The sequence below is a fragment of the Luteimonas salinisoli genome (genome assembly GCF_013425525.1).
In the GTDB taxonomy this organism is placed as follows: Bacteria; Pseudomonadota; Gammaproteobacteria; order Xanthomonadales; family Xanthomonadaceae; genus Luteimonas; species Luteimonas salinisoli.
In genome coordinates this window covers 1-26,177 of record NZ_JACCKA010000072.1, presented here as the reverse complement: position 1 = coordinate 26,177, position 26,177 = coordinate 1, and the positions used below count along the sequence as shown (strand labels likewise).

The window sequence follows — 26,177 nt, the reverse complement described above, 5'->3', positions numbered from 1 at the left end:
CGATGGACATCGCCGAGCCTGCCCGCCGCGACGCCGACGCGCCCATGGCCGCGACCCGGCTGCCCGATGTCGACGTGCCGCTGCTGCGCATCGGCGGCAACGGCCGCATCCTGGCCGCCAACCGCAGCGCCGCCGACCTGCTGGGACTCGGCGAGGCGCCCGTCGCGGGCCCGCTGGAGCGGGTCTGGGGGCTGCGATTGGCCGACCTGGAAGGCGAGGAGGGGGTATGGAGCGCGCCCGGCGGCGATCCCGCCAGCCGCGTGCGCTACCGCCGCGACGGCGAGGCCGGCTGGTGGCTGAGCCTGCCCGACCCGGACACCGCCGCGGTGCTGCGCGATGCCGCCCGCCTGGCCGCCGGCGATGCCACGGCCCCGACCAGCGCCGCGTTCGCGCCCCTGGCCGCGCGCCTGGAAGCGGCTGCGGCCGAACGCGCGCTGCTGGAGGACACCGCCGGGCGGCTCGCGTCCTGCCGGCTCGACTACGTGCCGCCGGTGGAGCTCGACGAGCATCCCCTCGCGCGCCGGCTCGCCGCCGGATTCGGCAATCTTTCCGAAGCGATCCGCCAGGCCGTCGAGCTGTCGGTGGGCATCGCCGCCGACATGCCCGAGGTGCGCAGCGAGAACGAGGCGCTGGCCAGCCAGTCGGACGGCCAGGTGGCGGCGCTGGAGCGCGTGCGCGAGGTCGCCGCGGGGCTGATCGCCGGCCTGGAGGACACCCATCGCGAGGTCGCCGCGCTGCAGGCGCTGGCGCGCGACGCGGACGGCCGCGCGAAGCAGGGCAGCGACGCCGCGAGCACCCTGGCCACGGCGATGCGCCAGGTGGAGGAGCGCGCCGCGCGCGCCAACGGCATCATCGAGGTCATCGACCAGGTCGCCTTCCAGACCAACATTCTTTCGATCAACGCCAGCATCGAGGCCGCGCGCGCCGGCGAGGTGGGGCGCGGATTCGCCGTGGTGGCCAAGGAGATCCGGGCGCTGTCCGAGCGCACCGCCTCGGCCGCGCGCGACGTGCGCGGCATCATCGCCGAGACCACCGAGGCGCTCGCCCATGGCAGCCGCTCGGCCCAGGCCACCGGCGAGGTCATCGGCGGCCTCGGCGAGATGATGGCCAGGGCCGGCGGGGCGATGGCCGCGGTGGCCGGGCTGGTCGACGGCCATGCCGCCGAGATTCGCGCCGTGGACGGATCGCTGGCCGAGGTCGCGGAACTGGCGCACAGCAATCACCAGCACGCGCTCAGCGTGGTGGAGCGATCGGGCGCGGTGCTCGCCGGCACCGAGGTCCTGCAGGATTGCGTCGGACTGTTCGAACTGCCCGCCGATCCGATGCGCGAACCGCGCCATGCCCGCGTCCGCGCGCTGGCCCAGGCCGCCGCCGCGCGCGTCGGACGGGCGCTGGAGGCGGCCGCGGCGCAGGGCCGGATCGGCATGGACGCGCTGTTCTCGCGCGAGTACTCGCCGATCGCGGGCACCAGCCCGGAGAAGTTCGCCACCGCGTTCGACGGCCTCTGCGACGATGTGCTGCCGGCGGTGCAGGAGCGCGCAGCGGCCGCCGAGCCGTGGATCGTGTTCGCCATCTGCGCCAATCCCGACGGCTACGTGCCCACCCACAACCTGCGCTTCAGCCAGCCCCTCACCGGCGATCCGGCCCGCGACCTGGTCGGCAACCGCACCAAGCGCATCTTCACCGATCGCGTCGGCCGCAGCGTCGGCAGGCATACCGACGACCACCGGCTGCAGGTCTACCGCCGCGACACCGGCGAGATCATGTTCGACCTGTCGGTGCCGATATTCGTCGGCGGCCGCCACTGGGGCGGATTCCGGGTCGGCTACGCGCTGGGCTGAAGCTCCGTCGCGACTACGGATGACGGGTTTACGCGCCGCGCGCTGGACGATGTGGCGCGGCACGTGCCAGCATGCGCTCGGAGGCGACCCATGGGCGTGCCACGCGCAATCTCGATCCTGTCGCTGCTGTTGGCGGCGGGCGCATGCATCGCCGGCGACGGCGAGCGGCGGCTGTGCCCGGCGCCTGGCGCAACCGCGCCGGGTACTGCGACCGTGAGCACCACCCTGGCGGGCGTGCCGGCCATCCTGCGCGTCCCGCGCACGGTGGAACTGGCGCCGATCCTGCTCTGGCACGGGTTCGGCCCGCCGGCGAGCGAACGCGAGTTGATGGAGTTGTTGCCGCTGGACGGGGTGCCGGCGGTCAAGGTGTACCTGGGGCTGCCGCTGTTCGGCGCCCGCGCGCCCGCACCCGGCGAGCTGGCGCGACGCCAGACCGAGGATCTCGCCAGCGGCGTGTTCGAACCGGTGGTCATGGCGGCCGCGAAGGAGCTGCCGGCGATCGTGGCCGCGCTGCGTGCCGCAGGCTGCCTGGATCGCGATGCGGCCGTCGGCCTGTTCGGATTCTCGGCCGGTGGGGCGGCGGCATTCTACGCACTGGCCGAACGCGACGTGTCCGCGTCCGCCGCGGTGGTGCTCAACGCCTCGACCGGGCTTGGCGCATCGGTGGACGCCTGGGAGCGGGCGACCGGCGGTAGCTACGCCTGGACCGATCGCGCGCGCGCGCTGGCGGCACGCTCGGATGCGGGATCGCGCGCGGCCGACATCGCCGCCGGCGAGCCGCCCCCGGCGCTGCTGATCCTGCAGGGGGCGGACGACGCGATGGTCGACGGGGTCCATGCCGCCGCAGCGCTGGAGGCGCTGCAGCCGCACTACGGCGAAGTCCATGCCGGCCGTCTGCGCCTGCAGGCGATCGAGGGCATGGCGCACGCCCCCGCCGCGTCGGCGGCGCTGGAGGCGCTGCGCGCCGCGATCTCCGCCTGGTTCAGCCGACACCTCGACCGCGCCGACACCTGAACCCCGGCGGCGCGACCGTCTCAGGTGGGCTGGCTGCGCGCGCGCCGCCCCAGCCGCGGTTCATTCCCGCCGCCGCCACGAGGATGATCGCCGCACCCAGCAGTTGCGCCGGCTGCAGGCGGTGGCCGAAGGCCAGCGCGTCGACCGCGATCGCCGCGACCGGGTAGATGAAGGTGAGCGATCCGGTCAGCCGGGTGGGCAGCTTCTGGATCGCGCCGTAGAGCAGGATGTACATCAGCCCGGTGTGGATCACCCCCAGCGCCACCAGCGCCCCCCAGCTGCGGGCGCCGGCGGGCAGATCGGAGAAGTCCGCGAACGGCGCCAGCAGCACCACGCCGACCCCGACCTGGACCAGGGCGACGAGGTGCGGCGGGGTGCCGTCGAGCTTCTTGGCGACGATCGCCGCCAAGGCGTAGAGGAACGCCGCGCCCAGCGCCAGGAGGACCCCGGAGACGAATCCCGGACCGACGTACCCGGCATCCGGCCTGGCCTGCACGATCAGCACGACCCCGACGAAGGCCGCGCCCAGCCACGCCACGCCCGCCATCGTCAGGCGCTCGCCGAACAGCAGCGCGCCCAGCGCCACCAGCATGAACGGCTGGGTGTTGTAGACCGCCGTGGCGACCGAGATCGAGGCGCGCGGGAACGCCGCGAACAGCAGCAGCCAGTTCGCGACGATGGCCGCCCCGCCGAGCGCGGCAAGGCCCAGCGTGCGCCAGGGCAGCCCGCCGCGCAGCAACCCGCGTGCGGCGCAGACCACCAGCAGCGTGGCGGCCCCGAATACGCAGCGCCAGAACACCACGTCCTGGGGCGGCCGTCCGGAGACCACCACGAACCAGCCGATGGTCCCGAGAATGGCCATCGCCACGCTCATTTCGATCGTGCCCCGGGTGCGCTTTTCCAAGATTCGACTCCTCCGAGATGCGGGGCTTAGAATCCAGCAACGTGGTGGCAGATGACAGGGGTTTGATGCATGAAATTCGGGTATCGACCTTTATTTATTAACAAAAGTAAGGATTCTTCCTGATGTCCGGCGTCGACGACATCGACCGTCGCATCCTCGAGGTGCTCAGCACCGATGCGCGGATCTCGCTCAAGCGGCTGGCGGCGGAGGTCGGGCTGTCCTCGCCCGGCGTCGCGGAGCGGGTGCGGAGGCTGCAGGAGCGCGGGGTGATCCGCGGCTTCGGTGTCGACATCGATCCGCAGGCATTGGGCTACCCGCTGCAGGCGATCGTCCGCATTCGGCCGCTGCCCGGCAGGCTGCAGGCGGTACAGCAGTTGCTGGTCGGGATCCCGGAGTTCTGCGAGTGCGACAAGGTCACGGGCGACGACTGCTACATCGCCCGGCTGCACGTGCGCTCGATGGCGCAGCTCGACGAGATCCTCGACCGTATCGCCGAACAGGCCGAGACCAGCACCGCGATCGTCAAGACGCAGCCGGTCCGGCGCCGGCCGCCCCACCTGTGGGGCCGCGAGCCGGGGTAGCGCCTCAGCGCAGCTGCAGCCCGTCCTGCGCGCGATGCAGCTCGCGCAGCCTGGCGGAGATCAGTTCGGCATTCGCCTCGGTCTCCTCCAGTTCCGTCCGGCGCTGCGGCGGCAGCCAGTCGCGCGCTGCCGCGTGCAGCCGTTCGCGCTGTTGCTGGCGATCGCGGGCGCGATCCGCCCCCGCGCGCGCCAGCTCGTCCCGCTCGGCCCGCTGCGGCAGGCCGTATCCGCCATCGGGCAGCAATTGTGCCGGGCGGCTGAACAGTCCCTCCAGCTGCAGCAGCCCGGCCACCTCGCCGCGCCCCGTGTCGTTGCCGGACAGGCGCCGCTTGAGCGCATCGCGCGCCAGCAGCTCCTGGCGCCGCAGCGCCGCCTGCTCGAGCAGCAGCAGCGCGGCCGCCGTGCGCAGATCGGCCTCGCCCAGCCACGGCCGGCGCGCGGATGCCGACAGGTCCAGCCACTGCTCCACGCGCGTCTGCGGCAGCGCCAGGGATTGCCGCGCGACCTCGAACATCGCCTGGTAGCGGGCGCTGGCCGGTGCGAAGTAGTGGCCTTCGCGCTGCGCCCGGCCGAGATCGTCGAGCACGGCGCTGTCGGCGATGCCGGCGCGCTCCAGGCGCCGCAGCAGCGCGGTCGGGGTGATGCTGGCCAGGCGCGCCGCGGCCAGCCGCGGCACGCCGTCGTGCAGCAGCTTGAAGGTCTCGACCGCGCAGTTGTTGCCGAGGAAGGTGTAGCGGCCGTCGTAGCTCCAGTGCACCTGCGCCGCGCGCTCGAGCAGGGCGGCGACCTCGTCGCGGCGCAGCGCCAGCGGGATCGACTGCAGGCCGCGCAGCTCTACGCCGGTGTACTCGTCGATCACCTGCCCCAGCGGCAGGACGTACAGGCGCGACGGATAGGAGCCGGTGAGGCCGCGCCAGCTGGAGATCTGCACGTCGTCGACGAAGGCGCGGAACGACAGCACCAGATGGTGTTGCAGGTCGAGCCGGCAGTCCGGGCCGGGGGCGCGTCCCGGTGCGCAGACCACCAGGCGCAGCATGCCGTGCCCCCAGCGGCTCATGACCCGCGCGTTGCCCTCCGCCAGCAGGTAGTCCACCGCGTGCACGCGCGCCGGATCGAGCGGCAGCAGCGGGCTGCCGGCGCCGGCCTCGATCTCGGCCAGCAGCAGCGGCATCCCGGGCGCGCAGCCGGCCACGGGCGGTGCGTGCTCGAAATGGGCGGCGAAGTAGCGGTACAACGCCGGCCTGCGGCAGCCGTACTCGGGATCGAGCAGGAAGTACTCGAGGTTGACGGCCACGAACTCGGCGGGGCTCGCCAGTTCGTAGCGGTCCGGGCTGCGCTCGCCGAAGGCATTGCGGGTCCGCAGGCCCGCCCGGAACGGCCGCACCTGCCAGCCGGCGAGGTCGAGCAGGCGCGGATCGCGCGACAGGCCGCCGGCCGGCGAGCGGTCGTACAGGTGCGCCAGTTCATGGATCGCGGCGGCGAGCGCCGCGCGCACCGCCGGATCGTCGGCGCCGATCTCGGCCGGGCGCGCCATCCAGTCCTCGAGCAGGGCCGCGTCGAGCCGGATGCGGCGCCCCCTGGCATGGCCGTGAACGCCGCGCGGCAGATCGTCGCGCCATTCCACGACGCCGTCCGGCGGCAGCGATTCGCGCCACGTCCGGGGCAGGCGTTCCAGGGACCGCTCCAGCAGCCGCCGGGCAGCCCCATGCTGCGCCGGCGAGGCCGTACCCGTCACCTCCCACGCGAGTACGGCGGAGGGCGCCGTCCAGCCGAGCAGGAGCAGCAGCAGCGGCCAGCCCCGGCGGGGCGGCCGCCGGGGGCGGTTCACTGCGCCAGGATCGCCTGCGCCAGCTGCATGTCGCTGGCGCGGCGCGCTCGTTCGCTGCGTTCGCGCAGCAGACGCAACGCCGCCTCCAGGCGGGCGCCGCGGATGCGGCCGTCGCTGGCGACGAAGCCGGCGGCGTCGTCGCGGGCCTGGAGCACCACCTTGTCGTCGCCGGAGGTGCTGCCCGACGAGGCGGAGGATCCGGCGGAAGAGGCGCCGGCGGACGTGCCGGCGAAGCTGGCGGCCATGGCCGGCGCGGAAAGCGCGAGCAGGAGCAGGGCGAAGGCGGTACGGGGCATGCTCGGGTCCGTCTGTGGAGGTAGGCGCGCGGCGCGGAGCGGGACGGCGCCGCGACGGCGCAAGACTACCGGAAGCGGCTCGCCGCGGTCGCGCCCGCGACGCGGTACCGTGGCCATGCGTCGCCCTGTGTTCATGCAGCGGCCGGACGGTGCGCGGAACCGGACGCCGTTGCGGGGCAGGGATCGCCGGCTGCCCCGCTGGCGGCTGAAGCGCTCGGCGGTTTTCCCCTCCGCAAGCACTGAGATCGGCTCGCGGGGCGTAAGATGGTCCGGCTGCTCGTGGTTTCGCGCGTCCCGCGGCCGATCCGGTGCCGTTCCGCTCCCTGCCTCGTGCCTCCGTCCCCTTGCGGGACCCGGCCCAACGGGAGCCTCCGTGCCTGGTTATCACACCCACATCCGCGTCCACGCCTTCGGCGGCAGCGACTACCGCATCCGCGCCCTGGCCGACGTCCAGCAGTTCGCCGATCCGGACCTGCTGGCGCAGCGCGCCGGCATCTGTTCGGCGCAGTGGAGCCTGTTCGGCCAGGTCTGGCCGTCGGGCCGCGTGCTGGCCGATGCCATGGCCGGCCACGATGTCGCCGGCAAGCGGATCCTCGAACTCGGCTGCGGGCTGGGCCTGGCCAGCCTGGTGCTGCGCGCCCGCGGCGCCGACATCGTCGCCAGCGACCACCACCCGCTGGCCGAGGTGTTCCTGGCCTACAACGCCGCGCTCAATGGCCTGGACGCGGTGCCGTACCGGACCCTCAGCTGGGATGCGCCGGCCGCCTCGCTCGGCCGCTTCGATCTGATCATCGGCAGCGACGTGCTCTACGAGCGCCGCCATGTCGCCCAGCTGGCAGCGCTGGTGCAGCGCCATGCGCAGCCGGAGGCCGAGGTGCTGATCGCCGACCCGGGTCGCGGCAACGGCGGCGCCTTCACCCGGGCGATGGTGGCGCAGGGCTATTCGCCCTCCGAACAGCGCAGGGCGATGACCGAGGGCGACACGCCGCCGTTCCGGGGTCGCCTGCTGGGCTACCGCCGTGCCGCCGTCCTCACGGCGGAAGTGGCATGAAGGACGCGAAGGCCTGCGGACACGGCGACGGGACCGGCGACGAGGTCTCCTGCGGGCGCTGCGACGCGATCTGCTGCCGGCTCACCGTGGTGCTCGACCCCGACGACCGCGTGCCCGGCCACCTGACCGCCCGCACCGAGCGTGGCCTGCCGGTGATGGCGCGCGACGAGGAGGGCTGGTGCGTCGCCGTCGATCCGCTGCGGATGTGCTGCACGATCTACGACCAGCGCCCGGCGGTGTGCCGGAAGTTCGCGATGGGCGGCCCCTACTGCCGCGAAATCCGCACCACCCATCACGCGCAGCTGCGGCGCGGCATTCCCCTGACCATGTACTGAAGCTTCACAGGAAGCCATGTCCTCAAGACCGACCAAATCCAAAGCCAAGTCGCCGCACCCGCGGCAGACGCGCAGCGCCGCCGAGGGCGGCACCGACAAGCGCGTGACCAGCGAACGCATCTCCGAGGATCTCGCCGCCTTCCGCAAGTCCGGCGGCCGTATCGAAGTGCTCGGCGTGACCCGCGTGCTCACCCGGATAGACGGTTCCGGCGAGTAGAGCGGCGCGTTTCGCCGCTGCGCGATCCCGGCGCCGCGGCACGGGCGCTGTCGCGCGGCGTTCAGCGCGTTGCGGATATCCTTGCCGCGACCAGTGCGAACGCGATTGTGGAGGCGGACATGGCCACCGGCTGGGCCGGCGACGGCGCCGTGCAGGATCAGATCGACGCGACGGTGAAGGACGGCATCAGGCGCGTCCGCAGCCGGCTGCGCGCGGGCCCCGGGCTGTCGCGCTGCGAGGAATGCGACGAGCCGATTCCCGCGGCACGCCGCGAGGCGGTGCCCGGGGTGCGCCTGTGCGTGGCCTGCCAGGAGGCGCAGGACCGCGAGGCCGGCGCGGCCGGGGGATACAACCGCCGCGGCAGCAAGGACAGCCAGCTGCGCTGACGCGGCTGCGTCGTCGCTGCGGTGCGCCCGCCGCCACGGCGCAGAGCCGGTGTCCCCGACTCAGCCCTGCGCCAGGAACGCCTGGTAGTCCTCGATGGTGTCGACCACGCTCGCTTCGAACAGGCGTGTCCCGGCCTCGATGCTGGCCAGCGACGGGTCCGAGCCGATGCGCCCGTCGGGGAACTTCTGCCGGTAGTCGCGGGCATCGCCGAATTCGGCCTGCGGGGCGAGCCGCGGCGTCATCGTCATCGGCCGGGCGCGGTCCGGATGGGCGTGCCAGGTCAGCGAGATCTCCGAAGGCGTGGCGTGACTGCCCTCGCTGTCGGCGAACAGCTCGCGCGAGAGCCGCTGCACGCGCCCGCCCATGTACCAGTTGGCCAGCTTCAGGCGCAGCCCGCCCTCGCCGCCGGCGAAGCTGGCATCGGAATGGATCTCGGCGAACGCGGCATGCGCGGTGGCGACGTTGCCGCCGTGGCCGTTGAAGAAATACACGTGGCGGAAGCCGTGCACCGCGAGCGACTGCACCACGTCGCGGATCACCGCGATCAGCGTGGTCGGCCGCAGCGCCAGCGAGCCGGGGAACGCGAGGTGGTGCTGGGCCATGCCGATCGACAGCGTCGGCGCGACCAGGGCGCCGATGCGTTCGCCGACTTCCGCGGCCACGACCTCGGGGCAGATCGCGTCGGTGCCGATCAGGCCGTTGGGACCGTGCTGCTCGGTCGATCCGATCGGCACGATGATCCCGGTCGAACGGGCAAGGTAGGTCTCGATCTCGGGCCAGGTGCAGAGCTGGAGGCGCATGGGAGCTTCCGGTGCGGGTGGGCGCCAAGCATAGCTGCCGCCTACGCGGCGGCACGCGCGATCAGCCGGCGGCCGACGTCTTCAGGGGGAGGGCGCCGCCGCCTTGCATCGCGCGCCGCAGTGCTGCGCGCGCAAGCAGGCGGGTGGAGTCGAGCGTCGGCAGCGGCGAGTTGCCGTCGTCGACGACCAGCGGCAGCTCGGTGCAGCCGAGCACCACGGCATCGCAGCCGGCGTCGCGCAGGCGCGCGATGGCCTGCAGCAGCCGCTCGGTCGAGGCGGGATCGAACACGCCCTGGACCAGTTCGTCCATGATGATGCGGCCGATGGCGTCGCGGTCGGCCGCGGCGGGGCGCTGCCAGCCGATCCCGCGCGCCTCCAGCTTGTCCGGGTAGACCGGACCGTCGACCAGCCAGTGCGTGCCGGTGATGCCAATGCGCCGGTAGCCGCGCGCCGCGGCTTCGGCGGCCACCGCCTCGGCGATGTGCAGCCAGGGCAGCGGCGAGCGCGGCAGCACCTGCGGCAGCGCCTGGTGGATGGTGTTGTCGGGGCAGACCAGGAAGTCGGCGCCAGCGCGCGCCAGCTTCGCTGCCGAGGCGAGCATCAGCTCGGCGACGCCCTGCCAGTCGTCGCGCTCCAGGCAGGCCACGTACGCGGCCAGCGGCGGCGTGTGCATGGAGACTTCGGGGTGCGCGTACGCGCCCGGCAGCGGCATTCCCCCGCCACTGCAGATGGCGCGGTAGCACAGCGCTGCGCCCTCGGCGGAGCAGGCGACGATTCCGATGTGCTGCGGCATGGGGACGGTTCCTCCGGTCGGCTATTCGCGGGGCGCGTCGGGATCGAGCAGGTTGCCGGCGGTCGCGGCATGGTCGCGGTCGATCTGGCGGTCGATGTGATGCTCGGCGCGCAGGTCGGCGCTGGCCTCGGCCTCGGGCTCGGCGTGCGGGGCCGGCGGCGCAGGCCGGGCCGGCGGCGTCGCTCCGGTGGCCTCGGGCTCGGGTGCGGCCTGCCGCAGCTCGATGCGGTAGCCGGGATCGGGCATGTCGATGCCGTGCTCCTGGAACGCGCGCTTGACCAGCCGGATCGCTTCGCTGCGTGCGGCGGCGAAGCTGGTGTCGCCCTGGTCGATCCAGGCCGAGATCCGCAGGTTGGTGGTGGATTCGCCGAGCGCGGCCACCAGTACCGCCGGGGCCGGGTCGTCGAGGATGCCGTCGATGCGCGCCAGCGCCTCGCGGGCGACGCGCTGCGCGCGGGACACCGAGGCGTCGTTGGCGATTCCCGCCTCGAAGGCGAACTGTCGCCGGGGATTGCGCGAATAGTTGAGCATCACCCCCTTGAACACCAGCGCATTGGGCAGGCGCAGGTGGTTGCCGTCGAGCGTGACCAGGATGGTGGCGCGCGAGGTCAGCGCGGCTACCTTGCCCTCGTGACCGTCGATCACCACGTGGTCGTGGGGCGCGAACGGCTGGCGCAGGCTCAGCAGGATGCCGGCGATGTAGTTCTCGGCGACGTCGCGGAAGGCGAAGCCGACCGCGATGCCGACCACGCCGGCGGTGCCCAGCAGGGCGCCGACCAGCGCGCCGGCGTCGAGCAGGTCGAGCGCGAGCACCAGTCCCGCCAGCAGGGCGCCGATGCGGATCGCCTGGCGGGCCAGGTCGACGAGGAAGGGATTGCGGCGCATCCGCCGCTGCAGCCCGGGGCGCAGCGACAGCCAGCGCCCCAGCCACCACGCCGCGAGCACGATCGCGGCGGCGACCAGCAGCAGCGGCAGCGCGGCGACGAGGTTGCGCAGGCGCTCGGCCGCCGCGGCGAATACCGGCGCGCTGCGGGTGCGCACGTCGGTATCGAGCTCGAGGCGATTCTCCACCAGCACCACGTCCTGGGTCTGGCCGGCGATGGTGGCGGCGAGCTGGCGGCGCGCGTCGTCGGCCGCCAGCCCGCGCAGGGTGGCCACCCCGCCGCTCACTTCCACCCGCGCCTTCTCCAGCCCAGGGATCACCGCCAGGCGCGCGGCCAGGCGCTCCTGCACCGCGCGATCCGCATCGCGCAGCGCCGCCACCACGGCGGGATCTGGACCGGGAGGATCCGCGGCGTCCGCCTGCGCCTGCGCCGGCGTATGCACAGGCGCAGGCGCGGCGTCCGCAGGCGGCGCCGGCGCGAGGCAGGCCAGGCACAGCAACAGGGCGAGGCGTCGCGGCATCGGCACGATCACTGGGCGGGGGGACAGTGTCGCCCCTCGTGCCGGCCGTGGCAAAACCTTCGCGCCATGCACGGCGGCTGCACGGACGACGGCGGATGATCGCGGTCCCGTCGCAGGGAGCGGAAGCATGCGTTACGAGCTGTACTACTGGCCCGGCATTCCCGGCCGCGGCGAATTCGTGCGTCTGGCGCTGGAAGAGGGCGGCGCCGACTACATCGACGTCGGCAACGACGAGGAAGCCGGCGGCATGGCGGCGCTCGAGGCCGTGCTCGAGGGCGACGGCGCCCATCCGCCGTTCGCGCTTCCGGCGCTGAAGGCCGGCAGCGTGCTGGTGGCGCAGGTGGCGGCGATCCTGCAGTATCTCGGGCCGCGCCTGGGACTGGCCGCGCGCGATCCGCGCGCGGCGCTGTGGACTCACCAGCTGCAGCTGACCGTCGCCGATGCGGTGACCGAGGCGCACGACGTGCACCATCCACTCGGCGCCGGCTCCTGGTACCGCGAGCAGAAGCCCGAGGCCGCGCGCCGCGCGCGCGAGTTCCGCGAACAGCGGATCCCGAAGTTCCTGGGCTATTTCGAGCAGGTGCTGGCGCGCAACCCGAAGGGGCCGCGCTGGCTGGTCGGCGCGCGCGTCTCCTACGCCGACCTGTCGCTTTTCCAGTTGGTGGCCGGCCTGCGCTACGCGTTCCCGCGGACCATGGCCGGCGTCGAGGACGATCTGCCGCGGCTGCGCGACCTTGCGGCGCGGGTCGCGGAGCGGCCGCGAACCGCACGCTATCTCGCCTCGCCGAGGCGGCTGCCGTTCAACGAGAACGGCATCTTCCGGCACTACCCCGAACTCGACGGCTGAGCGCCGGCCCGCGGTTCACGGGCATTTGATCGCCGGCGCGCCACCCTGGGGCTGCGGATGCGCGCATTCGCCCGGCCGCTCCCGGGCGTCGGCCTCCCGGTCCCATCGCAAGCGGAGCATCGATCCTGGCCTCCTCCAGCCCCCAACGCGACGAGCGCCCCATCGTCCTGATCACCGGCGCCGCCGGCAGCGTCGGCAACTCGCTCTCGGGCGCCCTGGCCGGCGACTACCGGGTGGTGGGGATGGACGTGTCGGTCCCCGACGACGGCGGCGACTGGATCGAGATCGACCTGACTTCGGACGATTCGGTGGCCGGCGCCTTCGCGAAGTTCCGCGAGCGCTTCGGCGGGCGCATCGCCTCGGTGGTGCATCTGGCCGCCTATTTCGACTTCAGCGGCGAGTACAGGCCGCTCTACGACGAGGTCAACGTCGACGGCACCCGCCGCCTGCTGCGTGCGCTGCGCGCGCTGGACGTGGAACAGTTCGTGTACTCGGGGACGATGCTGGTGCACGAGGCCACGACCCCGGGCAGTCGCATCGACGAGGATGCGCCGATCCGCCCGCGCTGGGCCTATCCGCAGTCCAAGGCCGCCGCCGAGCGGGCGATCGCCGAGGAGCGCGGCGACATTCCCTGCGTACTGCTGCACCTGGCCGGTCTCTACGACGACGCGACCGCGGTGCCGACGCTGTCGCAGCAGATCGCGCGCATCTACGAGCGCGACCTGCAGGGCTTCCTCTACGCCGGCGACAAGGACGCCGGGCAGTCGATGATCCACCGCGAGGACATGATCGATGCGTTCCGCCGCGCGATCGACCGCCGCGGCGAGTTGCCGCCCGAGCTCACGGTGCTGGTGGGCGAGCCCGACGCGATCGGCTACGCGGAACTGCAGGACCTGATCGGCGGGCTGGTCCACGGCGAGGACTGGGCCACCATCGGCGTGCCGCCGCCGCTGGCCAAGGCCGGCGCCTGGCTGCAGGAGAAGGCCGAGCCGCTGGTGCCGGATGCGATCGACAAGGGCAAGGCGCCCTTCATCCGGCCGTTCATGATCGAGATCGCCAGCGACCATTACGCGCTCGACATCCGCCGCGCGCGCGAACTGCTGGGCTGGGAGCCGCGGCATTCGATCCGCGACACGCTGCCGGAGCTCGTGGCGGCGCTGAAGCGCGATCCACCGGCGTGGTACGAGGCCAACGGCATCACCATGCCGCCCTGGCTGGAAGCGGCAGCGGCGAAGGTCGAGCGGCCCGAAGCGCTGCGCGGCCAGGCCGAGGCGACATTTCGCGATGCGCACCGGCGCAACCTGTGGGGGCCGTTCCTCATCGCCGCACTCGGCGTCTGGCTGCTCGCATCGCCGCCGACCTTCGGCGACGTCGCCGGGGCGCTGGCGCTGAGCGACAGGGTCAGCGGCGCCGCATTGCTGGTTCTGGGCCTGCTGACCACCTCCTGGCGGCTGGCGCCGCTGCGCTGGGCATCCGCGGCCGTAGGGCTGTGGGTGATGTTCGCGCCACTGGTGTTCTGGACCGGCAGCGCCGCCGCATACCTCAACGGCACCCTGGTCGGTGCGCTGGTCACCGGCCTGGCGGCGGCGCTGCCGCCGATCCCCGGCATCTCGCCGGTGGCGTCGCGCACCGGCCCGGTGATCCCGCCGGGCTGGGACTACTCGCCCTCGGACTGGATCCAGCGCCTGCCGATCATCGCCCTGGCCCTGCTCGGGCTGATCGTCTCGCGCTACATGGCGGCCTACCAGCTTGGCCACGCCGATGGGGTCTGGGAACCGTTCTTCGACGTCGCGGGGCCCAAGAACGGCACCGAGGCCATCGTCACCTCGAGCGTGTCGGAGGCCTGGCCGGTCCCGGACGCCGGGCTCGGCGCGCTGGTGTACGTCCTGGAGATCGTGACCGGCCTGGTCGGCTCGCGGCAGCGCTGGCGCACCATGCCCTGGGTGGTGGTGGCGTTCGGCATTCTGATCGTGCCGCTGGGCGTGGTGTCGATCACCTTCATCATCATCCAGCCGATCGTGATCGGCACCTGGTGCACCCTGTGCCTGATCGGCGCGGCTGCGATGCTGCTGCAGATCCCCTATTCGCTGGACGAGCTGATCGCCACCGGCCAGTTCCTGCGCCGGCGCCGGCGTGCCGGCCGGAGCCTGCTGCAGGTGTTCTTCACCGGCGACACCGACGAGGGCGATGCCGCGACGGAGCGCTCCGCCGCGGAGGCCGGAGAGTTCGACAAGGGGCCGCTGCAGGTCCTGCGCGAGACCCTCGGCGGCAACGTCGCGCCGCGCTGGAACCTGCTGGCGTGCGCGGCGATCGGCGTGTGGCTGATGTGCACCCGGCTGACCGTCGGTGCCGAGGGGACCATGGCCGATGCGGACCACCTGATCGGCGCGCTGGCGATCACCGCCGCGGTGATCGCCTTCGCCGAGGTCGCGCGCCCGGTGCGGCTGTTCAACGTGCTGCTCGGCGCGGCGCTGCTGGTCGTGCCGTTCGTGGCCGACGCCGGCCCGGCATCGCTGTGGTCGAGCCTGGTCTGCGGCGTCGCGCTGATCGCGTTGAGCCTGCCGCGCGGCCCGGTGCGGCTTCGTTACGGCGACTGGAACCGGCTGCTGGTCTGAGCCAGCGGCCCGGTCGCGGCGCGCTCGCCCGCCGGCGGCACGAATCGCCGGATCGCGCCGGGATCCAGGCAATACCGCGACGCGGGTGCGTCCGCCCTGTACAGGCACAGCCTTGGATCGTCCGGCGACACCCGTGCCTCCAGGGTCCAGCCGCCGAGTTGGGTGACGCACCACCAGGCGCAGGCCAGCACGATCGCCGTCGGGGTCGCCTGCATGCTCGCTCCTTCGCTTCGCCTCGCCGCGGCCGTCGCGGCCGCTGCCCATGCCTGCTTGGATGCCCGCGGCGGCCGGAAGGTTTAGGCCCCCCACCCCAGTCCCGGGACTAAACCATTCGGCGGCGCTGCGCATCCAACTGGATATGCTCGGTATCGCGATGACACTCCCGGCCAACGAAAACGACCGCGCAGGCGTGCCGGACGATGCCACGCTGGCGCGCGAGGCGATGGCCGGCAGCGTACAGGCATACGAGCGGATCTACCGCCGCCATGCGCCGCGCCTGTACGCGGTGATCTGGCGCATCTGCGGCCGCCACGCGGCGCGCGCCGAGGACGTGCTGCAGGACACCTTCGTCAAGGCGTGGCGGGCGCTGCCGGGGTTCCGCTTCGACAGCGCGCTGGGCACCTGGCTGCAGCGGCTGGCGGTCAATACCGCGCTGATGGAGCTGCGCGCACGCGGGGCCATGGCGGACTGCGAAAGCGGCGACCACGACCTGGAGGCGCTTGCCGGCGCCGACGAGAGCGCACGCTGCGCCGGAACGGGGCTGGACCTGGAGCGTGCCGTGGCGACGCTTCCGCCGCGCGCCCGGGCCGTACTGGTGCTGCACGACATCGAGGGTTGGAAGCATCACGAGATCGCCGAGGAGCTCGGCATGGCAGTGGGCAGCTCGAAGGCGCAGCTGCACCGCGCGCGAGGCCTGCTGCGCAAGCGGCTTGGAGAATCCAGATGAACGAACACGACGAGCGCGACGAGGAGCTGGCACGACGCCTGCGCAGCCTGCCGCGGGAAATGGTGCCGCCGGCGCGCGCCTGGGCGCGGGTGGAGGTGCAGCTGTTGGCGCCTGCGCCGCAGCAGCCGCGGCCGCGGCGTGGGGGCGGCGGCCGCATCCGCGGACGCTGGCGGGCGCTGGCCGGCTTCGCGGCGGCCGCCTCGCTGGCCCTGCTGCTGGTCCCCTCGCTGCTGCCGAGGCAGGAGTCCCCGCCCGCGCCGGCACCCCGGGCGGCGCCGGCCACCGTGCAGCAGGCCGAACGCATGCGCGGCGAATACCGCCAGGCGTTGGCGGCGGTGCCGGCGGGAGAGATCCCCGACGAGCTGCGGCCGGCGCTGGTCGAGCTCGACCGCAGCGCCGCCAGTATCCTCGCCGCCATCCACGAGGCGCCCGGATCGCGTTATCTGCTCGACCAGCTGCAGCGCACCTACGCGCAGCGGCTGCAACTCACCCGCCGGGCGGCGTTCGCCGCTGCCGGCCTGCCGACCTGAAGGGAGAACCATCATGCGCAACCGTATTCGAGGAGTCCGCCGCCGCTGGATCGCCGGCGCGTTCGCCCTGCTCGCCCTGCTCGCACCGCTGGCGGCATCGGCGCAGACCGCGGTCGACGAGCGCCACCCGCTCGCCTCGGGCGGCCGCGTCGAGGTCGAGAACGTCGCCGGCGAGATCCGCGTACAGGGCTGGGACCGCGACGAGGTGACCGTGACCGGCACGCTGGGCGCGGGCCTGCGCCTGGAGGTGGACGCCAGCCGCAACCGCGTGCGGGTGCACGTGGTGTACCCGCGCAACGCCCGCAACAGCGGCGGCGCCAAGCTGGAACTGCGGGTGCCGAAGGGCGCCGAGCTCGAGGTCGACGCGGTCAGCGCCGATGTCGACATCGCCGGGGTCGACCTGCGCCGCCTGCAGGCGCGCACGGTCAGCGGCCGGTTGAATGCCGCCGGGCGGGCGGGGGAGGCCAGGCTGGGCAGCGTCAGCGGTTCGATCCGCTCCAACGTCGCGACCTCCAGATTCGCCGCCAATACCGTCAGCGGCCGCGTCGAGGCCGGCGGCGGTCTCGGCGGCGACGTCGCGGCGGAGTCCGTGTCCGGTACGGTCGAGCTCACCACGAGGCGGGTCGAGCAGCTGCGCGGCGAAACCGTCTCCGGCAGTGTGAGGATGCAGGTGGGAGCATTGGCGCCGGGCGGCCGCATCGCCGCGGAGTCGGTGAGCGGGCGGATCCGCCTGGAGCTGCCCGGCGACGCCTCGGCGCAACTGCGCGCGTCCAGCTTCAGCGGCGACATCCAGTCCGACGCCGGCCAGGTGCAGCGCCGCCGCTACGGCCCGGGCCGTAGCCTGGACGCCAAGCTGGGCGCCGGCGACGGCGACATCTCGCTGCAGTCGCATTCGGGAAGCGTGCGGGTGACGATCGGCGGGCGCTGAGCGCCGCGCCCGCTTCAGCGGCTGCGCCGTCGCGCCGCCGGCGCGGCGGTGTCGGCGGACGCGGTGTCGCAGGTTGTCGCGGCCTGCAGGCACTGCTAGGTTCGGGTTTCCGGAGGGCCGGTCCACGCGGACGGGAGCAGGATGGAGGCCGAGGGCGCTGCAGCGTTGCCCCGATCCGAGCGCATCACCGCGCTCGCCGGTGGCCTGCTGGGCCTGCTGCTCGGGGCCGCCCTGTCCTACGTGGTGCTGCAGGACCGGGCGGGGCGGCTGGATGCCGCCGGCCAGCAGGCGCAGGCGGTGGCTTCCGGCATCGAGCGGCTGCTCAGCTACGAGCTGCGCAACCTCGAACGCGCCATGCTCGGGATCGCCGGCGACGCGGAGCAACTGTTCGCCACGGTTCCCGACCAGGCGCCCGGGCTGCTTTCCAGCGCCGTGGCCGGCGTGGTGGAGCGGCATGGCGAACTCGAAAGCATCGTGCTGCTCGATCCGCGGGGCCGCGCGCTGACCGCCGGCCGCGGCGATCCGGGATTCGCCGGCTGGATCGACCAGGCCCGGCGCGGCACCGGCAGCGCGCTGCGCTTCGGCCTGATGGAGCGTGAGGGCGACGGCGAATGGCTGTTGCCGCTGGCGCTGCCGATGCGCGACGGGCGCTGGATCCTTTCCCGGCTGCGCAGCGCCGAACTGCACGAGGCGGTGGGCGGCGTGGAGACCGGCGAACAGGGCGTGGCGATGGTCCTCGACCGCGATGGCAGGATCCTCGCCCAGAACCGCGAGCCGCAGCGCCATGTCGGGACCTTCCTGGCGGGATTCGCCGGCGAGGATCTGCTCCGCGGCGCCGCGACGCTGCGCGGCGAGACCCGTCCCGACGGCGTCTCGCGCATCGTCGCCTGGCGCGTTTCCGACGATTATCCGCTGACGGTGGCGGTGGGCGTCGCGGAGCGCGAGGTGCTTGCGGCCTGGCGGCCGTTCGCGGGCTGGGCGCTCGCCTCCTACGCGGCCTACTGGCTGGGCCTGGCGCTGCTGCTGGGCACGGTGCGCCGGGCGGGGAGAACCCAGGCCGGACTGCTGCGCGAACTGCGCGAGGGGACCGGCCGCCTGCGCATGGCCCAGCGGCTGGGCGGCACCGGGAGCTGGGAGCTGGGACGCGGATCGCGGACGATCGTCTGGGACGAGCAGGTCGCCGAGATCGTCGGGCTGCCGGCGGATCGGCGCGAGATCGGGGTGGACGAGTTCCTCGCCATGATCCATCCCGACGACCGCGCGCGGCTGGCGGGGCTGTTCTCCGCCGCATGGGACGCGCCCGAGCCGGTGGCCGCCGACTATCGCGTCGTGCGTCCCGACGGGACGGTACGCTGGATCTCCAGTCATGGTGCGGTCGCCGCCGGGCCCGGCGGCGCGTCGCGGATGAACGGCACGGTCATCGACGTGACCGGGCGGATGCAGGCGCAACTGGCGCTGGCGGACGCCGAGCGGCAGTTCCGGCTGATGTTCGAGCGCAACCCGCTGCCGTTCTGGGTGCTCGACGCGGGCAGCCGGCGCTTCCTCGAGGTGAACGACGCGGCGATCGTTCACTACGGTTACGGTCGCGACGAGTTCCTGGCGATGTCGCTCGCCGACATCGAAGCGGCGGCGAGCGACGACGGGCCCGCGGCGGCGCTTCAGGACGCCTACGGCGATTCGCAGCAGCGCACCCATCGCAAGCGCGACGGCACCACGATCGAGGTCCACACCCACAGCGCGGCGATCGAGTTTCGCGGGCGCGAGGCGCTGCTGGTGCTGGCCGAGGACGTCAGCCAGCGCGTGGCCTGGGAGCAGGCGCTGGCGCATCGCGCCACCCACGACGACGCCACCGGCCTGCTGACGGTAACCGCGCTGGCCGAACGGCTGGACCGCGAACCGGATCGGGGCTACGAGATCTTCAACGTGCGCCTGCCGCGCCTGGACCTGATCCGCGACACCCTCGGCCGCGAGGCGTCCGAGGCGATCGTGCGCGCGGTGGCCGAGCGCCTCGACTGGATGGCGCGTCGCTTCGGCTTGGCCGCGCACCTGCCGCCGGCCACGTTCGTGCTGGCGGTCCGCGGCCCGGACGGCCAGGAGCGCGCGCTGAACGAACTCTGCGCCAGCCTGGCCGAGCCGGTGCGCGGCGGCGCGGCGCTCCACCACCTCGAGGCGCGGATCGGCGTGGCGCGCCATCCGGCCGACGGCGCCACCGCCGACAAGGTGATCGGGCACGCGGCGCTGGCCGCGCACCTGGTCGAACGCGGCGGCACCGAGGTCGCGCGCTACGTGCCGGCGATGTCCGAGGAGGTGAACCAGCGGCTGGCGATGACCGCCCGCGTGCGCCGCGCGCTCGAACGGCGCGAATTCCGGCTGCATTTCCAGCCCATCCGTCGCGTCGCGGACACTGCCGCCGTGGCGATCGAGTGCCTGCTGCGCTGGCCGCAGCCCGACGGCGGCTTCGTCCCGCCCCTCGCGTTCATCCCGCTGTGCGAGCGTTCCGGCCTGATCGGCGAACTCGGCCGCTGGGTGCTGCGCGAGGCCGCCACCACGGCGGCGCGGCTGGCGGCCGCCGGCAGGGACGACATCGCCGTGGCGGTCAACGTCTCGGCGGGCCAGTTCGCCGGCCGCGACCTGCCCGGCGAGATTCAGCGCCTGGCCGACGAGTTCGGCCTGCGCCGGGGCGCGTTGCACGTCGAACTGACCGAGAGCGTGCTGATGGACAGGCCCGACCACGCCATGGACACGCTACGCCGCCTGCAGCGCCAGGGCGTGCGGGTCGCGCTGGACGATTTCGGGACCGGCTACTCGAGCATGTCCTACCTCAGCGACCTGCCGGTGGACACGCTCAAGATCGACCGGATGTTCGTGGCGCGGGTCGATGCCGACGCCCGCAGCGCGGCGATCTGCCGGGCCCTGATCGCGCTCGGCCACAGCGTGGGCATGACCCTTGTCGCTGAGGGCGTCGAGCACGCGGGCCAGCACCGCTGGCTGAGCGAGAACGGCTGTGACCAGGTGCAGGGGTTCCTGTTCGATCGGCCGCAGCCGTTCGACGAGACCTTTGCGGCGTTGGGGGGGCAGCGCGGGCGCGAACTCGCCGGGGAGGCGCCCGCCGATCCGGCGCCCTGAGCCGTCGGCTCACATCATCGCCAGTTCGACGTTGCTCAGGGTGCGGTTGTACTGATCGCGCAGCCGCACCTTGCGCTCCAGGTCGGCGACCACGTGGCTGCTGAAGTCGACGCCCGTCAGTTCCTCGGCCATGTTGATGCCGCCGGGGGTGTCGACGTTGATCTCCATCAGCTTGTCGCCGACGATGTCCAGGCCGGCCAGGTACATGCCGTCGCGGATCAGCTTGGGGGCGACGATCTCGGCCAGGCGCAGCGCGTCCTCGTCCGGTGCCGCCATCTCGATCTTGCCGCCGGCCTTGATGTTGCTGCGCGCGTCGCCGCTGTCGTTGTAGCGGCGGAAGCAGGCGTACTGGCCGTCGACCTGCAGCGGGCGGCCGTTGAGGGTGAGCAGCCGCAGGTCGCCCTTGCTGGCGCCGGGCAGGTATTCCTGGACGATCGCGTAGCCGTCGCGGATCACCGCGTCGATCATCTGGTTCAGGTTGGCATCGCTCTCCGGCGTCACCACGAACACGCCCTGGCCGCCCGAACCCTGCAGCGGCTTGATCACCCCATGCCCGTCGTGTTCGGCGATGAAGGCCTTGATCTCGTCGGGGTCGCGGCTGATGCAGGTGACCGGCCGCACCTCCTCCGGGAAGTGCTGGAAGTAGGTCTTGTTCGATGCGTCGGTCAGGTGGGTCGGGTCGTTGAGGACGATCACGTGCTTTAGCGCCGCCAGCTGCGCGAACAGCAGCCCGCTGTTGGGCGCCCACGGCCGCTCGTTGACCTCGTCGGCGGGATCGCTGCGCAGCATCAGCACGTCCAGTTCGTCGACGCAGATGCGCTGCGCCTGCGCGTCCTCGCCCTGCAGCTCGGCCAGCAGAGCGTCGTCGTCCTGGTAGCTGTCGCTTCGCGGCACGTGGGCGTGGGCGCGCACCGATCCGTCGCTGTCGTAGATGAAGCCGGCCAGGCCGATCAGCGCTACGGAATGGCCGCGATTGGCGGCCACCCGCGCGAGGCGGATGGTGGTGTAGTCGTTGCGCTCGGTGGCGATGTCGTTGATGACGAAGCCGAGCTTGATCGGCGTGCCGCGGCGCGGATCGCTCATGTGGCGGGTTCCTTGTGGCAGAGCTCGCCGACCGCGAGGGTGCGGCAGGCGGAAAGGCGCTCCGGGAAGTCCGGCAGCGCGGTGTAGCGGGGAAGCAGGTCCGGCGGCGCCACCCAGCCCTCGTCCCGCAGCTGGTCGAGCACCTTGCGATGGGTGAGCGCGAACTTGCCGGCGAACAGCGGCTCGAACTCGCCGCCGGCCTGCAGGTATTCCAGCAGTTCGCACAGGCCGCCCAGATACACGGCGTCCTTGGTGAGCCCGCCGCCGCGCCGCGCCCGCACCGCGACGTCGAAGGCGTCGTCGGTGGGCAGCCCGTGGGTCTCGTGAAGCACGTCGAAGATCGCCGGTACGTCCTCGCCGTCGACCGCCATCTCGGTGGCCAGCACGCGCGCGGCCAGTACCCGCAGGCGCTCGCCCGGCAGGTAGCCGGCCAGGTACTCGGCGAGCACGCCCAGGCCCTCCTGCAGCGCGTCGTAGTGGGCCAGGCCCACCTCCAGCTGGGTGAGCGCCTGGCGGCGGCCGTTGTGGCGGGTGACCACGTGGGTGCCGACCTCGTGCTGGATCAGGGGCTGCACCCGCGCCGCCGGCAGACGCAGGTTGCCGTCGATGTAGAGGGTGCCGTGGGAAACCATCATCATCGAGTTCAGGTCGGTGTCGACCACCACGTCGGCGTGGAAGTCCGCAGTGCGCTCGCGGTACCAGTCCATCTCGGCGTTGACCGCCTCGAGGATTTCGTCGATCCCGACGTCGGCCTCCAGCGGTGCGCCCGGCGCCACGTCCTCGAGGATCCCGCGCGCCAGCTGCGAAAGTACCGGGGCGACGCCGCCGAACAGGTCGAGGCTGGCGTTGACGAAGCCGTCGGTGTCGCGCAGCCGCACCAGCTCGAGCATCCGGTCCAGTTCGCGCTGTTTCTCGGCCAGCAGGCCGGAGAGCAGCGGCGATTCGATCTCCTCGATCGGCAGCGCCAGCAGTTCACGCCGGGTTTCGTGCAGGTCGAGATCCAGGTCGATGTAGCTCAGCGGCGGGACCGCGGTACGGCCGCTGGCCTCGAAGCTCTCCCATAGCGCCACGTTTCCGATCGGCGAGAGCGCCAGCAGCCAGTCGATCCGGGCGTCGAGCTGGGCCAGCGCCGCGTCGACGCGCCCGGCGACCGGGGGCAGCTGGCGGGGGGCGCGGGTGGAGGGACTCACCGGCATGCCAGGAACTCCGGCCGCACCGCCGCCACCGCGCGCCGCCATCCGGCGCGCAGGTCGTCGACCACCGCCAGGTCGGCCCGTCCGGTCCACTCGTCCATGTAGATCTTCTTGAACTCCGGGGAAATCACGCACAACCGCTCGCCGAAATGCGCGTACAGCGATTCGGCGAAGTGTCCGCCGGTCGGGTAGCGGACGTTCTCGCGCACGTCCGGGACACGGCCGCCCACCGGGCTGCCGCGCAGCGTTTCGCCCAGGCGCGCGATCACGCCGCCCCAGCGGGCGCGGTCGGCCGTGGTCACGCCCAGCTCGATGTCCGGATTGCCCTGCTGCGGCGCCGGGGGCGCCCCGGCGCCGTCGCGGCGGTGGTTGTAGCTGTGGATGTCGAGCAGCAGCACGCAGCCCCACCGCGCCAGCAGCCGCTCCAGCAGCGCGTGGACCATCGCGTAGAAGGCATCGTGGATGGCGAGCGAGCGTTCCAGCTCTTCGCGCGGCAGCGGGCCGCGCCAGATCCGCAGGCCCCAGGTGTCGTCCGGATCCGTCGACAGCGACTTGTCGCGCGGACGGTTGAGGTCGACCTCGAAGCGCGAGGTCCGCACGCACAGGCGGCTGTCGCCGACGTCGGTGAACAGGCCCGTGAGCGGATCCTCGTCGCGGCGCAGCTGGGCGTCGTCGAACGCGAGATGCGGACGCAGCGATCCGCGCATGGCGTGGCCGTCGTGCAGGGCCACGGCGAGCACGGGCCCGTCCCCCAGGACGAGGTCCCAGTGCGGGCTGGGGGCCAGCTGGGTCAGGCGGGGAGCGAACGCGAAGTGGCTGCAGGCGGCGTCGTGCACGTCATCCATGCGCGAATGCTCCCATCGCCCGCATGAGACGGTCGTGAGCGCGCATGCGCGCGCTCAAGACGCATTCGGCTAGGTGACGGAAAGGTGAGGGCCGGGTGCGCGACGGGCGCCGGCCGCGCTCAGCGGGCCCGGCGCAGGATCTCGATCTTGGCCTGGTACAGGGCGCGGCTTTCGTCGTCGCCGAGCGCCCTGGCGCGGGCCAGGGCGCGGCCGGCCCGCCGCCGCTCGCCCATCAGCAGCCAGGTGCGGGCCAGCGCGAAATGGAAGCGGTGCTCGCTGCCGTGCAGGCGGATCGCGCGGCGGTAGTGCCCGGCTGCGCGCGCGTAGTCGCCGCGGCCCTCGTATTCGTTGCCGAGCAGGAACTGGTGGAACGGGTCCGCCAGCTGGGCCTGCTCGAGCTGGCGCTGGAAGCGTGTCGCATTGGCGTCGTCGCCGCCGCGGCGGAACAGGCCGACGATGTTGAACAACGCCGGAGCGTGGTCCGAATCGAGCGCCAGCGCTCTGCGGTACGCGGCTTCGGCGCCGGCGGCGTCGCCGCTGCGCATGCGCAGCACGCCGAAGTTGTTCCAGCTGGTGGCGTAGTCGGGATCCAGGGCGATCGCCTCCTCCATGTGGGCCCGTGCGATGGCCAATTCGCCCGCGGCCATCAGTTCGGCGCCGCGGTTGTTGTAGAAGTGCGCGAGGGCACGGTCGTCGGAGATCTGTTCGGGCTGGTGCCGCGCGATCACCGCGTTGCGGCTGACGTCGACGGTCTTGCGCCGCGTGCCGATCCGTATTCCGACGTTGACGTGGCTGGAGTTGTAGACGATGCCCTCGTGCTGATACCAGACCAGCACCTGGTCGATCTCCTGGACGAAGGCGTCCAGGCCGGTCTCCCGCGCCAGCGCCGTGAACAGCAGCGAGAACGACAGGCAGTTGACCTGGCGGGTGCGCCAGGCATCGGCCACGGTGTGGGTGGCGGCGTTGCCGTACTCGAGCGCCAGCCCGTCCTCGGCGAACACGAACTCGACCAGCCGCTCCAGCCGCCGCCCCGGCGAGCCGCCCGCTGCGGTCACCCGTTCGTGGAGCCGGGCGCGCAGTTCGGCCGGAACCTCGACCACCTGTTCGCGCGCCGGGGGCGCCATGTCCGGTGGCGGGAGGGGCAGGGCCAGCAGCGCTGCCAGAGCCAGGTCGATCATGCGACAACCTCCGCGCGGCGAGGACCGTCTTCCTGGTCAAGTTACGCCTTTTTTCCGCGGCGGCAAACGCGACCGTCGGCCGAATGCGGCCGTGCGTCGGCGCTGTCGCGAAAGCGCAGGACATGCACATCCTGACGCCGCTCGGCGCCTGCGCTACGCTTGCCCGCCGTTTCGGGGAGGCAGGGCGCGACGGGCATGGCGGACGGGACAGACGAGGGTTGGCGGGCGCGGCTCCGGGCACTGCTGCCGTGGTTCGGCGGCGCCGGCCACGACGTCGCCGGCAAGCGCCTCCGCAGGCCCTTCGTGCGCAGCTACGGCCGCTACACGTCGCTGCAGTTCACCCGCCGGCAGACCCAGAGCCGGATGCTGACCGACGCCCCCGACGTGCTGCTGATCGACTACACCCGCACCATGCTGGGGGCGCTGCTGCTGCGCCCGCGGCCGGCCACGATCGGCATGGTCGGCCTGGGCGGCGGCTCGCAGGCGAAGTTCTGCTACCGGCATCTGCCGCAGGCGCGGATCGAGGTCGTGGAGAACAACCCGCACGTGATCCGCCTGCGCCGCCGCTTCGGCATTCCCGACGACGACGACCGCCTGCGGGTCTTCCTCGACGACGGCGCTCGCTTCGTGAGCGCGCGCCGCGGCCGCTATGGGCTGCTGCTGGTCGACGGCTATGACGAGACCGGCATTCCGGCGCCGCTGGCCACCCAGCAGTTCTACGACGATTGTCGCGACGCGCTCGCCGACGGCGGCGTGGCCGCATTCAACCTGTTCTGCGCCGATGCCCTGGACCATGTCGCGCGCCTGCGCTGCAGCTTCGGCGCCGGACGGGTGTTGGTGGTAGGCGAGGCGAAAATGAGCAACCGCGTCGCCTTCGCCTGGACCGGGAGCACGCCCGCAGCGGACGCCCTGCAGCCGCAGCGCGCCCTCGACGCGCTGCCGGCCGCCGCGCGCGAAGAGTTGGCGCCGGTGTTCGCGCGCGTCGCGCAGGCATTCGGCGCCTGAGCGCCGAGCGACCGCGCCGCACAGCTACCGGAGCGGGTTCGACTGCCGCGAGGCGCGAAGGCCGGCGGCAGCAATGCGGCCAGGCAGAGCCTGACGGGCGGCCATGGAACCGTACGAAGGGGAACCCCGCCGCGGGTCGCGGCCGGTGCCGGAGAGAGCCCGCCGTCAGCGGCGCGGGCAGGCGGCATCCTCGCCGGCATGCTGCGCGCAGACGCGGCTGCGGCACTCGATCCCGGCGAGGGTATTGGCCTTGGGACAGGCGCGGAGCTTTTCCTGCACCAGCGGCGAGCGCGCGGGCTGCTCCGGCGCCTCGCGGCCGCCGCCCAGCGAGGCGAGCGCCTGCGACGTCTCGGCCTGATTGCGGTCGCTCTGGGCCTGGACCTGCGCCACCAGCGCGTCCATCGACTCGTGCTGGCTGCCGGCGGGCGGG

Annotated in this window: 25 protein-coding genes and 1 pseudogene; 14 read left to right on the top strand and 12 right to left on the bottom strand. The window is 72.9% G+C overall.

Annotated features, from left to right (window positions below; translation table 11 throughout):
- The first annotated feature begins 2 nt into the window (after positions 1-2).
- The gene (locus H0E84_RS12005) at positions 3-1,841 is read left to right on the top strand and encodes a methyl-accepting chemotaxis protein (protein ID WP_257644197.1); all 1,839 of its coding nucleotides are present in this window, start codon (positions 3-5) and stop codon (positions 1,839-1,841) included.
- Between the two features lie 90 nt (positions 1,842-1,931).
- Positions 1,932-2,855: an alpha/beta hydrolase family protein gene (locus H0E84_RS12000; protein ID WP_180678882.1), complete on the top strand. Its 924-nt coding sequence runs from the start codon at positions 1,932-1,934 to the stop codon at positions 2,853-2,855.
- Here H0E84_RS12000 and H0E84_RS11995 read toward each other — a convergent pair.
- Positions 2,824-3,759: a DMT family transporter gene (locus H0E84_RS11995; protein ID WP_180678881.1), complete on the bottom strand. Its 936-nt coding sequence runs from the start codon at positions 3,757-3,759 to the stop codon at positions 2,824-2,826. The genes H0E84_RS12000 and H0E84_RS11995 overlap by 32 nt on opposite strands.
- A 122-nt stretch (positions 3,760-3,881) precedes the next feature.
- On the opposite strand from H0E84_RS11995, the gene H0E84_RS11990 reads away from it, so the two are divergent.
- Positions 3,882-4,340, top strand: coding sequence for an Lrp/AsnC family transcriptional regulator (locus tag H0E84_RS11990; protein ID WP_180678880.1), 459 nt, complete (start codon positions 3,882-3,884; stop codon positions 4,338-4,340).
- A 4-nt stretch (positions 4,341-4,344) separates the two neighbouring features.
- Here H0E84_RS11990 and H0E84_RS11985 read toward each other — a convergent pair whose 3' ends face one another.
- Both H0E84_RS11985 and H0E84_RS11980 read right to left on the bottom strand, forming a co-directional pair.
- Complete coding sequence (locus tag H0E84_RS11985; protein WP_345776312.1) at positions 4,345-6,168, bottom strand: DUF7844 domain-containing protein; 1,824 nt, start codon at positions 6,166-6,168, stop codon at positions 4,345-4,347.
- A complete protein-coding gene (locus H0E84_RS11980) occupies positions 6,165-6,464 on the bottom strand; it encodes a DUF2388 domain-containing protein (protein ID WP_180678879.1) in 300 nt (99 codons plus the stop codon). Before H0E84_RS11980 ends, H0E84_RS11985 begins: the two co-directional genes overlap by 4 nt.
- Positions 6,465-6,837: 373 nt before the next feature.
- Between H0E84_RS11980 and H0E84_RS11975 the strand changes: the two genes are divergently transcribed.
- The 4 genes from H0E84_RS11975 (at position 6,838) to H0E84_RS11960 (ending at position 8,453) form a co-directional block, all read left to right on the top strand.
- Positions 6,838-7,515 carry a class I SAM-dependent methyltransferase gene (locus tag H0E84_RS11975; RefSeq protein ID WP_345776311.1) on the top strand — a complete coding sequence of 226 codons (678 nt, stop codon included), beginning with the start codon at positions 6,838-6,840 and terminating at the stop codon, positions 7,513-7,515.
- Complete coding sequence (locus H0E84_RS11970) at positions 7,512-7,850, top strand: YkgJ family cysteine cluster protein (RefSeq protein WP_180678878.1); 339 nt, start codon at positions 7,512-7,514, stop codon at positions 7,848-7,850. Before H0E84_RS11975 ends, H0E84_RS11970 begins: the two co-directional genes overlap by 4 nt.
- A gap of 16 nt (positions 7,851-7,866) precedes the next feature.
- Entirely contained in the window at positions 7,867-8,067 is a 201-nt protein-coding gene (locus H0E84_RS11965) for a hypothetical protein (protein WP_180678877.1), read from the top strand.
- 119 nt (positions 8,068-8,186) lie between these two features.
- Positions 8,187-8,453, top strand: a complete 267-nt coding sequence (locus H0E84_RS11960; protein ID WP_180678876.1) for a DksA/TraR family C4-type zinc finger protein — start codon at positions 8,187-8,189, stop codon at positions 8,451-8,453.
- 60 nt (positions 8,454-8,513) lie between these two features.
- On the opposite strand, the gene H0E84_RS11955 is transcribed toward H0E84_RS11960, so the two are convergent.
- From H0E84_RS11955 to H0E84_RS11945, 3 genes are all read right to left on the bottom strand, one after another.
- On the bottom strand, positions 8,514-9,254 hold the full coding sequence (locus tag H0E84_RS11955; RefSeq protein ID WP_180678875.1) for a creatininase family protein: 741 nt from the start codon (positions 9,252-9,254) through the stop codon (positions 8,514-8,516).
- A gap of 61 nt (positions 9,255-9,315) precedes the next feature.
- Positions 9,316-10,047, bottom strand: coding sequence for an aspartate/glutamate racemase family protein (locus H0E84_RS11950; protein ID WP_180678874.1), 732 nt, complete (start codon positions 10,045-10,047; stop codon positions 9,316-9,318).
- 21 nt (positions 10,048-10,068) lie between these two features.
- Positions 10,069-11,451, bottom strand: coding sequence for a mechanosensitive ion channel family protein (locus H0E84_RS11945; protein ID WP_180678873.1), 1,383 nt, complete (start codon positions 11,449-11,451; stop codon positions 10,069-10,071).
- Positions 11,452-11,578: 127 nt separating this feature from the next.
- On the opposite strand from H0E84_RS11945, the gene H0E84_RS11940 reads away from it, so the two are divergent.
- Together H0E84_RS11940 and H0E84_RS11935 are read left to right on the top strand one after the other, a co-directional pair.
- Positions 11,579-12,298, top strand: a complete 720-nt coding sequence (locus tag H0E84_RS11940; RefSeq protein ID WP_180678872.1) for a glutathione S-transferase — start codon at positions 11,579-11,581, stop codon at positions 12,296-12,298.
- A 65-nt stretch (positions 12,299-12,363) separates the two neighbouring features.
- On the top strand, positions 12,364-14,913 hold the full coding sequence (locus tag H0E84_RS11935) for a vitamin K epoxide reductase family protein (protein ID WP_345776314.1): 2,550 nt from the start codon (positions 12,364-12,366) through the stop codon (positions 14,911-14,913).
- Here the strand turns inward: H0E84_RS11935 and H0E84_RS11930 are convergent.
- Positions 14,883-15,128, bottom strand: coding sequence for a hypothetical protein (locus tag H0E84_RS11930; RefSeq protein WP_180678871.1), 246 nt, complete (start codon positions 15,126-15,128; stop codon positions 14,883-14,885). The two genes, H0E84_RS11935 and H0E84_RS11930, sit on opposite strands and share 31 nt — an antisense overlap.
- 158 nt (positions 15,129-15,286) lie before the next feature.
- Between H0E84_RS11930 and H0E84_RS11925 the strand changes: the two genes are divergently transcribed.
- The 4 genes from H0E84_RS11925 (at position 15,287) to H0E84_RS11910 (ending at position 20,443) form a co-directional block, all read left to right on the top strand.
- A complete protein-coding gene (locus tag H0E84_RS11925) occupies positions 15,287-15,859 on the top strand; it encodes an RNA polymerase sigma factor (RefSeq protein WP_425600489.1) in 573 nt (190 codons plus the stop codon).
- The gene (locus tag H0E84_RS11920; RefSeq protein WP_180678869.1) at positions 15,856-16,389 is read left to right on the top strand and encodes a hypothetical protein; all 534 of its coding nucleotides are present in this window, start codon (positions 15,856-15,858) and stop codon (positions 16,387-16,389) included. The genes H0E84_RS11925 and H0E84_RS11920 overlap by 4 nt, the downstream gene beginning before the upstream one ends.
- 13 nt (positions 16,390-16,402) lie before the next feature.
- The gene (locus H0E84_RS11915; RefSeq protein ID WP_180678868.1) at positions 16,403-17,317 is read left to right on the top strand and encodes a DUF4097 family beta strand repeat-containing protein; all 915 of its coding nucleotides are present in this window, start codon (positions 16,403-16,405) and stop codon (positions 17,315-17,317) included.
- 165 nt (positions 17,318-17,482) lie between these two features.
- Complete coding sequence (locus tag H0E84_RS11910; RefSeq protein ID WP_180678867.1) at positions 17,483-20,443, top strand: bifunctional diguanylate cyclase/phosphodiesterase; 2,961 nt, start codon at positions 17,483-17,485, stop codon at positions 20,441-20,443.
- A 9-nt stretch (positions 20,444-20,452) separates the two neighbouring features.
- Here H0E84_RS11910 and H0E84_RS11905 read toward each other — a convergent pair whose 3' ends face one another.
- The 4 genes from H0E84_RS11905 to H0E84_RS11890 all read right to left on the bottom strand — a co-directional run bounded on the left by H0E84_RS11905 (position 20,453) and on the right by H0E84_RS11890 (position 24,742).
- Complete coding sequence (locus H0E84_RS11905) at positions 20,453-21,526, bottom strand: ATP-grasp domain-containing protein (RefSeq protein ID WP_219339717.1); 1,074 nt, start codon at positions 21,524-21,526, stop codon at positions 20,453-20,455.
- Positions 21,523-22,722, bottom strand: coding sequence for a peptidase MATCAP family protein (locus tag H0E84_RS11900; RefSeq protein ID WP_180678866.1), 1,200 nt, complete (start codon positions 22,720-22,722; stop codon positions 21,523-21,525). Before H0E84_RS11900 ends, H0E84_RS11905 begins: the two co-directional genes overlap by 4 nt.
- On the bottom strand, positions 22,713-23,564 hold the full coding sequence (locus tag H0E84_RS11895; RefSeq protein WP_180678865.1) for an N-formylglutamate amidohydrolase: 852 nt from the start codon (positions 23,562-23,564) through the stop codon (positions 22,713-22,715). Before H0E84_RS11895 ends, H0E84_RS11900 begins: the two co-directional genes overlap by 10 nt.
- A 119-nt stretch (positions 23,565-23,683) precedes the next feature.
- Positions 23,684-24,742: a tetratricopeptide repeat protein gene (locus H0E84_RS11890; protein WP_180678864.1), complete on the bottom strand. Its 1,059-nt coding sequence runs from the start codon at positions 24,740-24,742 to the stop codon at positions 23,684-23,686.
- A gap of 195 nt (positions 24,743-24,937) precedes the next feature.
- On the opposite strand from H0E84_RS11890, the gene H0E84_RS11885 reads away from it, so the two are divergent.
- Entirely contained in the window at positions 24,938-25,747 is an 810-nt protein-coding gene (locus H0E84_RS11885) for a spermine/spermidine synthase domain-containing protein (protein WP_180678863.1), read from the top strand.
- Positions 25,748-25,912: 165 nt separating this feature from the next.
- On the opposite strand, the pseudogene H0E84_RS11880 reads toward H0E84_RS11885, so the two are convergent.
- Positions 25,913-26,177 (bottom strand): annotated as a pseudogene (locus tag H0E84_RS11880) (hypothetical protein); the annotation flags it as partial.

Bases quoted from the DNA above. Each gene is read 5' to 3' on its own strand.
- H0E84_RS12005 (WP_257644197.1), top strand. From the start codon at position 3: ATGGACATCGCCGAGCCTGCCCGCCGCGACGCCGACGCGCCCATGGCC.
- H0E84_RS12000 (WP_180678882.1), top strand. From the start codon at position 1,932: ATGGGCGTGCCACGCGCAATCTCGATCCTGTCGCTGCTGTTGGCGGCG.
- H0E84_RS11990 (WP_180678880.1), top strand. From the start codon at position 3,882: ATGTCCGGCGTCGACGACATCGACCGTCGCATCCTCGAGGTGCTCAGC.
- H0E84_RS11980 (WP_180678879.1), bottom strand. From the start codon at position 6,464: ATGCCCCGTACCGCCTTCGCCCTGCTCCTGCTCGCGCTTTCCGCGCCG.
- H0E84_RS11970 (WP_180678878.1), top strand. From the start codon at position 7,512: ATGAAGGACGCGAAGGCCTGCGGACACGGCGACGGGACCGGCGACGAG.
- H0E84_RS11965 (WP_180678877.1), top strand. From the start codon at position 7,867: ATGTCCTCAAGACCGACCAAATCCAAAGCCAAGTCGCCGCACCCGCGG.
- H0E84_RS11960 (WP_180678876.1), top strand. From the start codon at position 8,187: ATGGCCACCGGCTGGGCCGGCGACGGCGCCGTGCAGGATCAGATCGAC.
- H0E84_RS11955 (WP_180678875.1), bottom strand. From the start codon at position 9,254: ATGCGCCTCCAGCTCTGCACCTGGCCCGAGATCGAGACCTACCTTGCC.
- H0E84_RS11950 (WP_180678874.1), bottom strand. From the start codon at position 10,047: ATGCCGCAGCACATCGGAATCGTCGCCTGCTCCGCCGAGGGCGCAGCG.
- H0E84_RS11945 (WP_180678873.1), bottom strand. From the start codon at position 11,451: ATGCCGCGACGCCTCGCCCTGTTGCTGTGCCTGGCCTGCCTCGCGCCG.
- H0E84_RS11940 (WP_180678872.1), top strand. From the start codon at position 11,579: ATGCGTTACGAGCTGTACTACTGGCCCGGCATTCCCGGCCGCGGCGAA.
- H0E84_RS11930 (WP_180678871.1), bottom strand. From the start codon at position 15,128: ATGCAGGCGACCCCGACGGCGATCGTGCTGGCCTGCGCCTGGTGGTGC.
- H0E84_RS11925 (WP_425600489.1), top strand. From the start codon at position 15,287: ATGACACTCCCGGCCAACGAAAACGACCGCGCAGGCGTGCCGGACGAT.
- H0E84_RS11920 (WP_180678869.1), top strand. From the start codon at position 15,856: ATGAACGAACACGACGAGCGCGACGAGGAGCTGGCACGACGCCTGCGC.
- H0E84_RS11915 (WP_180678868.1), top strand. From the start codon at position 16,403: ATGCGCAACCGTATTCGAGGAGTCCGCCGCCGCTGGATCGCCGGCGCG.
- H0E84_RS11905 (WP_219339717.1), bottom strand. From the start codon at position 21,526: ATGAGCGATCCGCGCCGCGGCACGCCGATCAAGCTCGGCTTCGTCATC.
- H0E84_RS11900 (WP_180678866.1), bottom strand. From the start codon at position 22,722: ATGCCGGTGAGTCCCTCCACCCGCGCCCCCCGCCAGCTGCCCCCGGTC.
- H0E84_RS11895 (WP_180678865.1), bottom strand. From the start codon at position 23,564: ATGGATGACGTGCACGACGCCGCCTGCAGCCACTTCGCGTTCGCTCCC.
- H0E84_RS11890 (WP_180678864.1), bottom strand. From the start codon at position 24,742: ATGATCGACCTGGCTCTGGCAGCGCTGCTGGCCCTGCCCCTCCCGCCA.
- H0E84_RS11885 (WP_180678863.1), top strand. From the start codon at position 24,938: ATGGCGGACGGGACAGACGAGGGTTGGCGGGCGCGGCTCCGGGCACTG.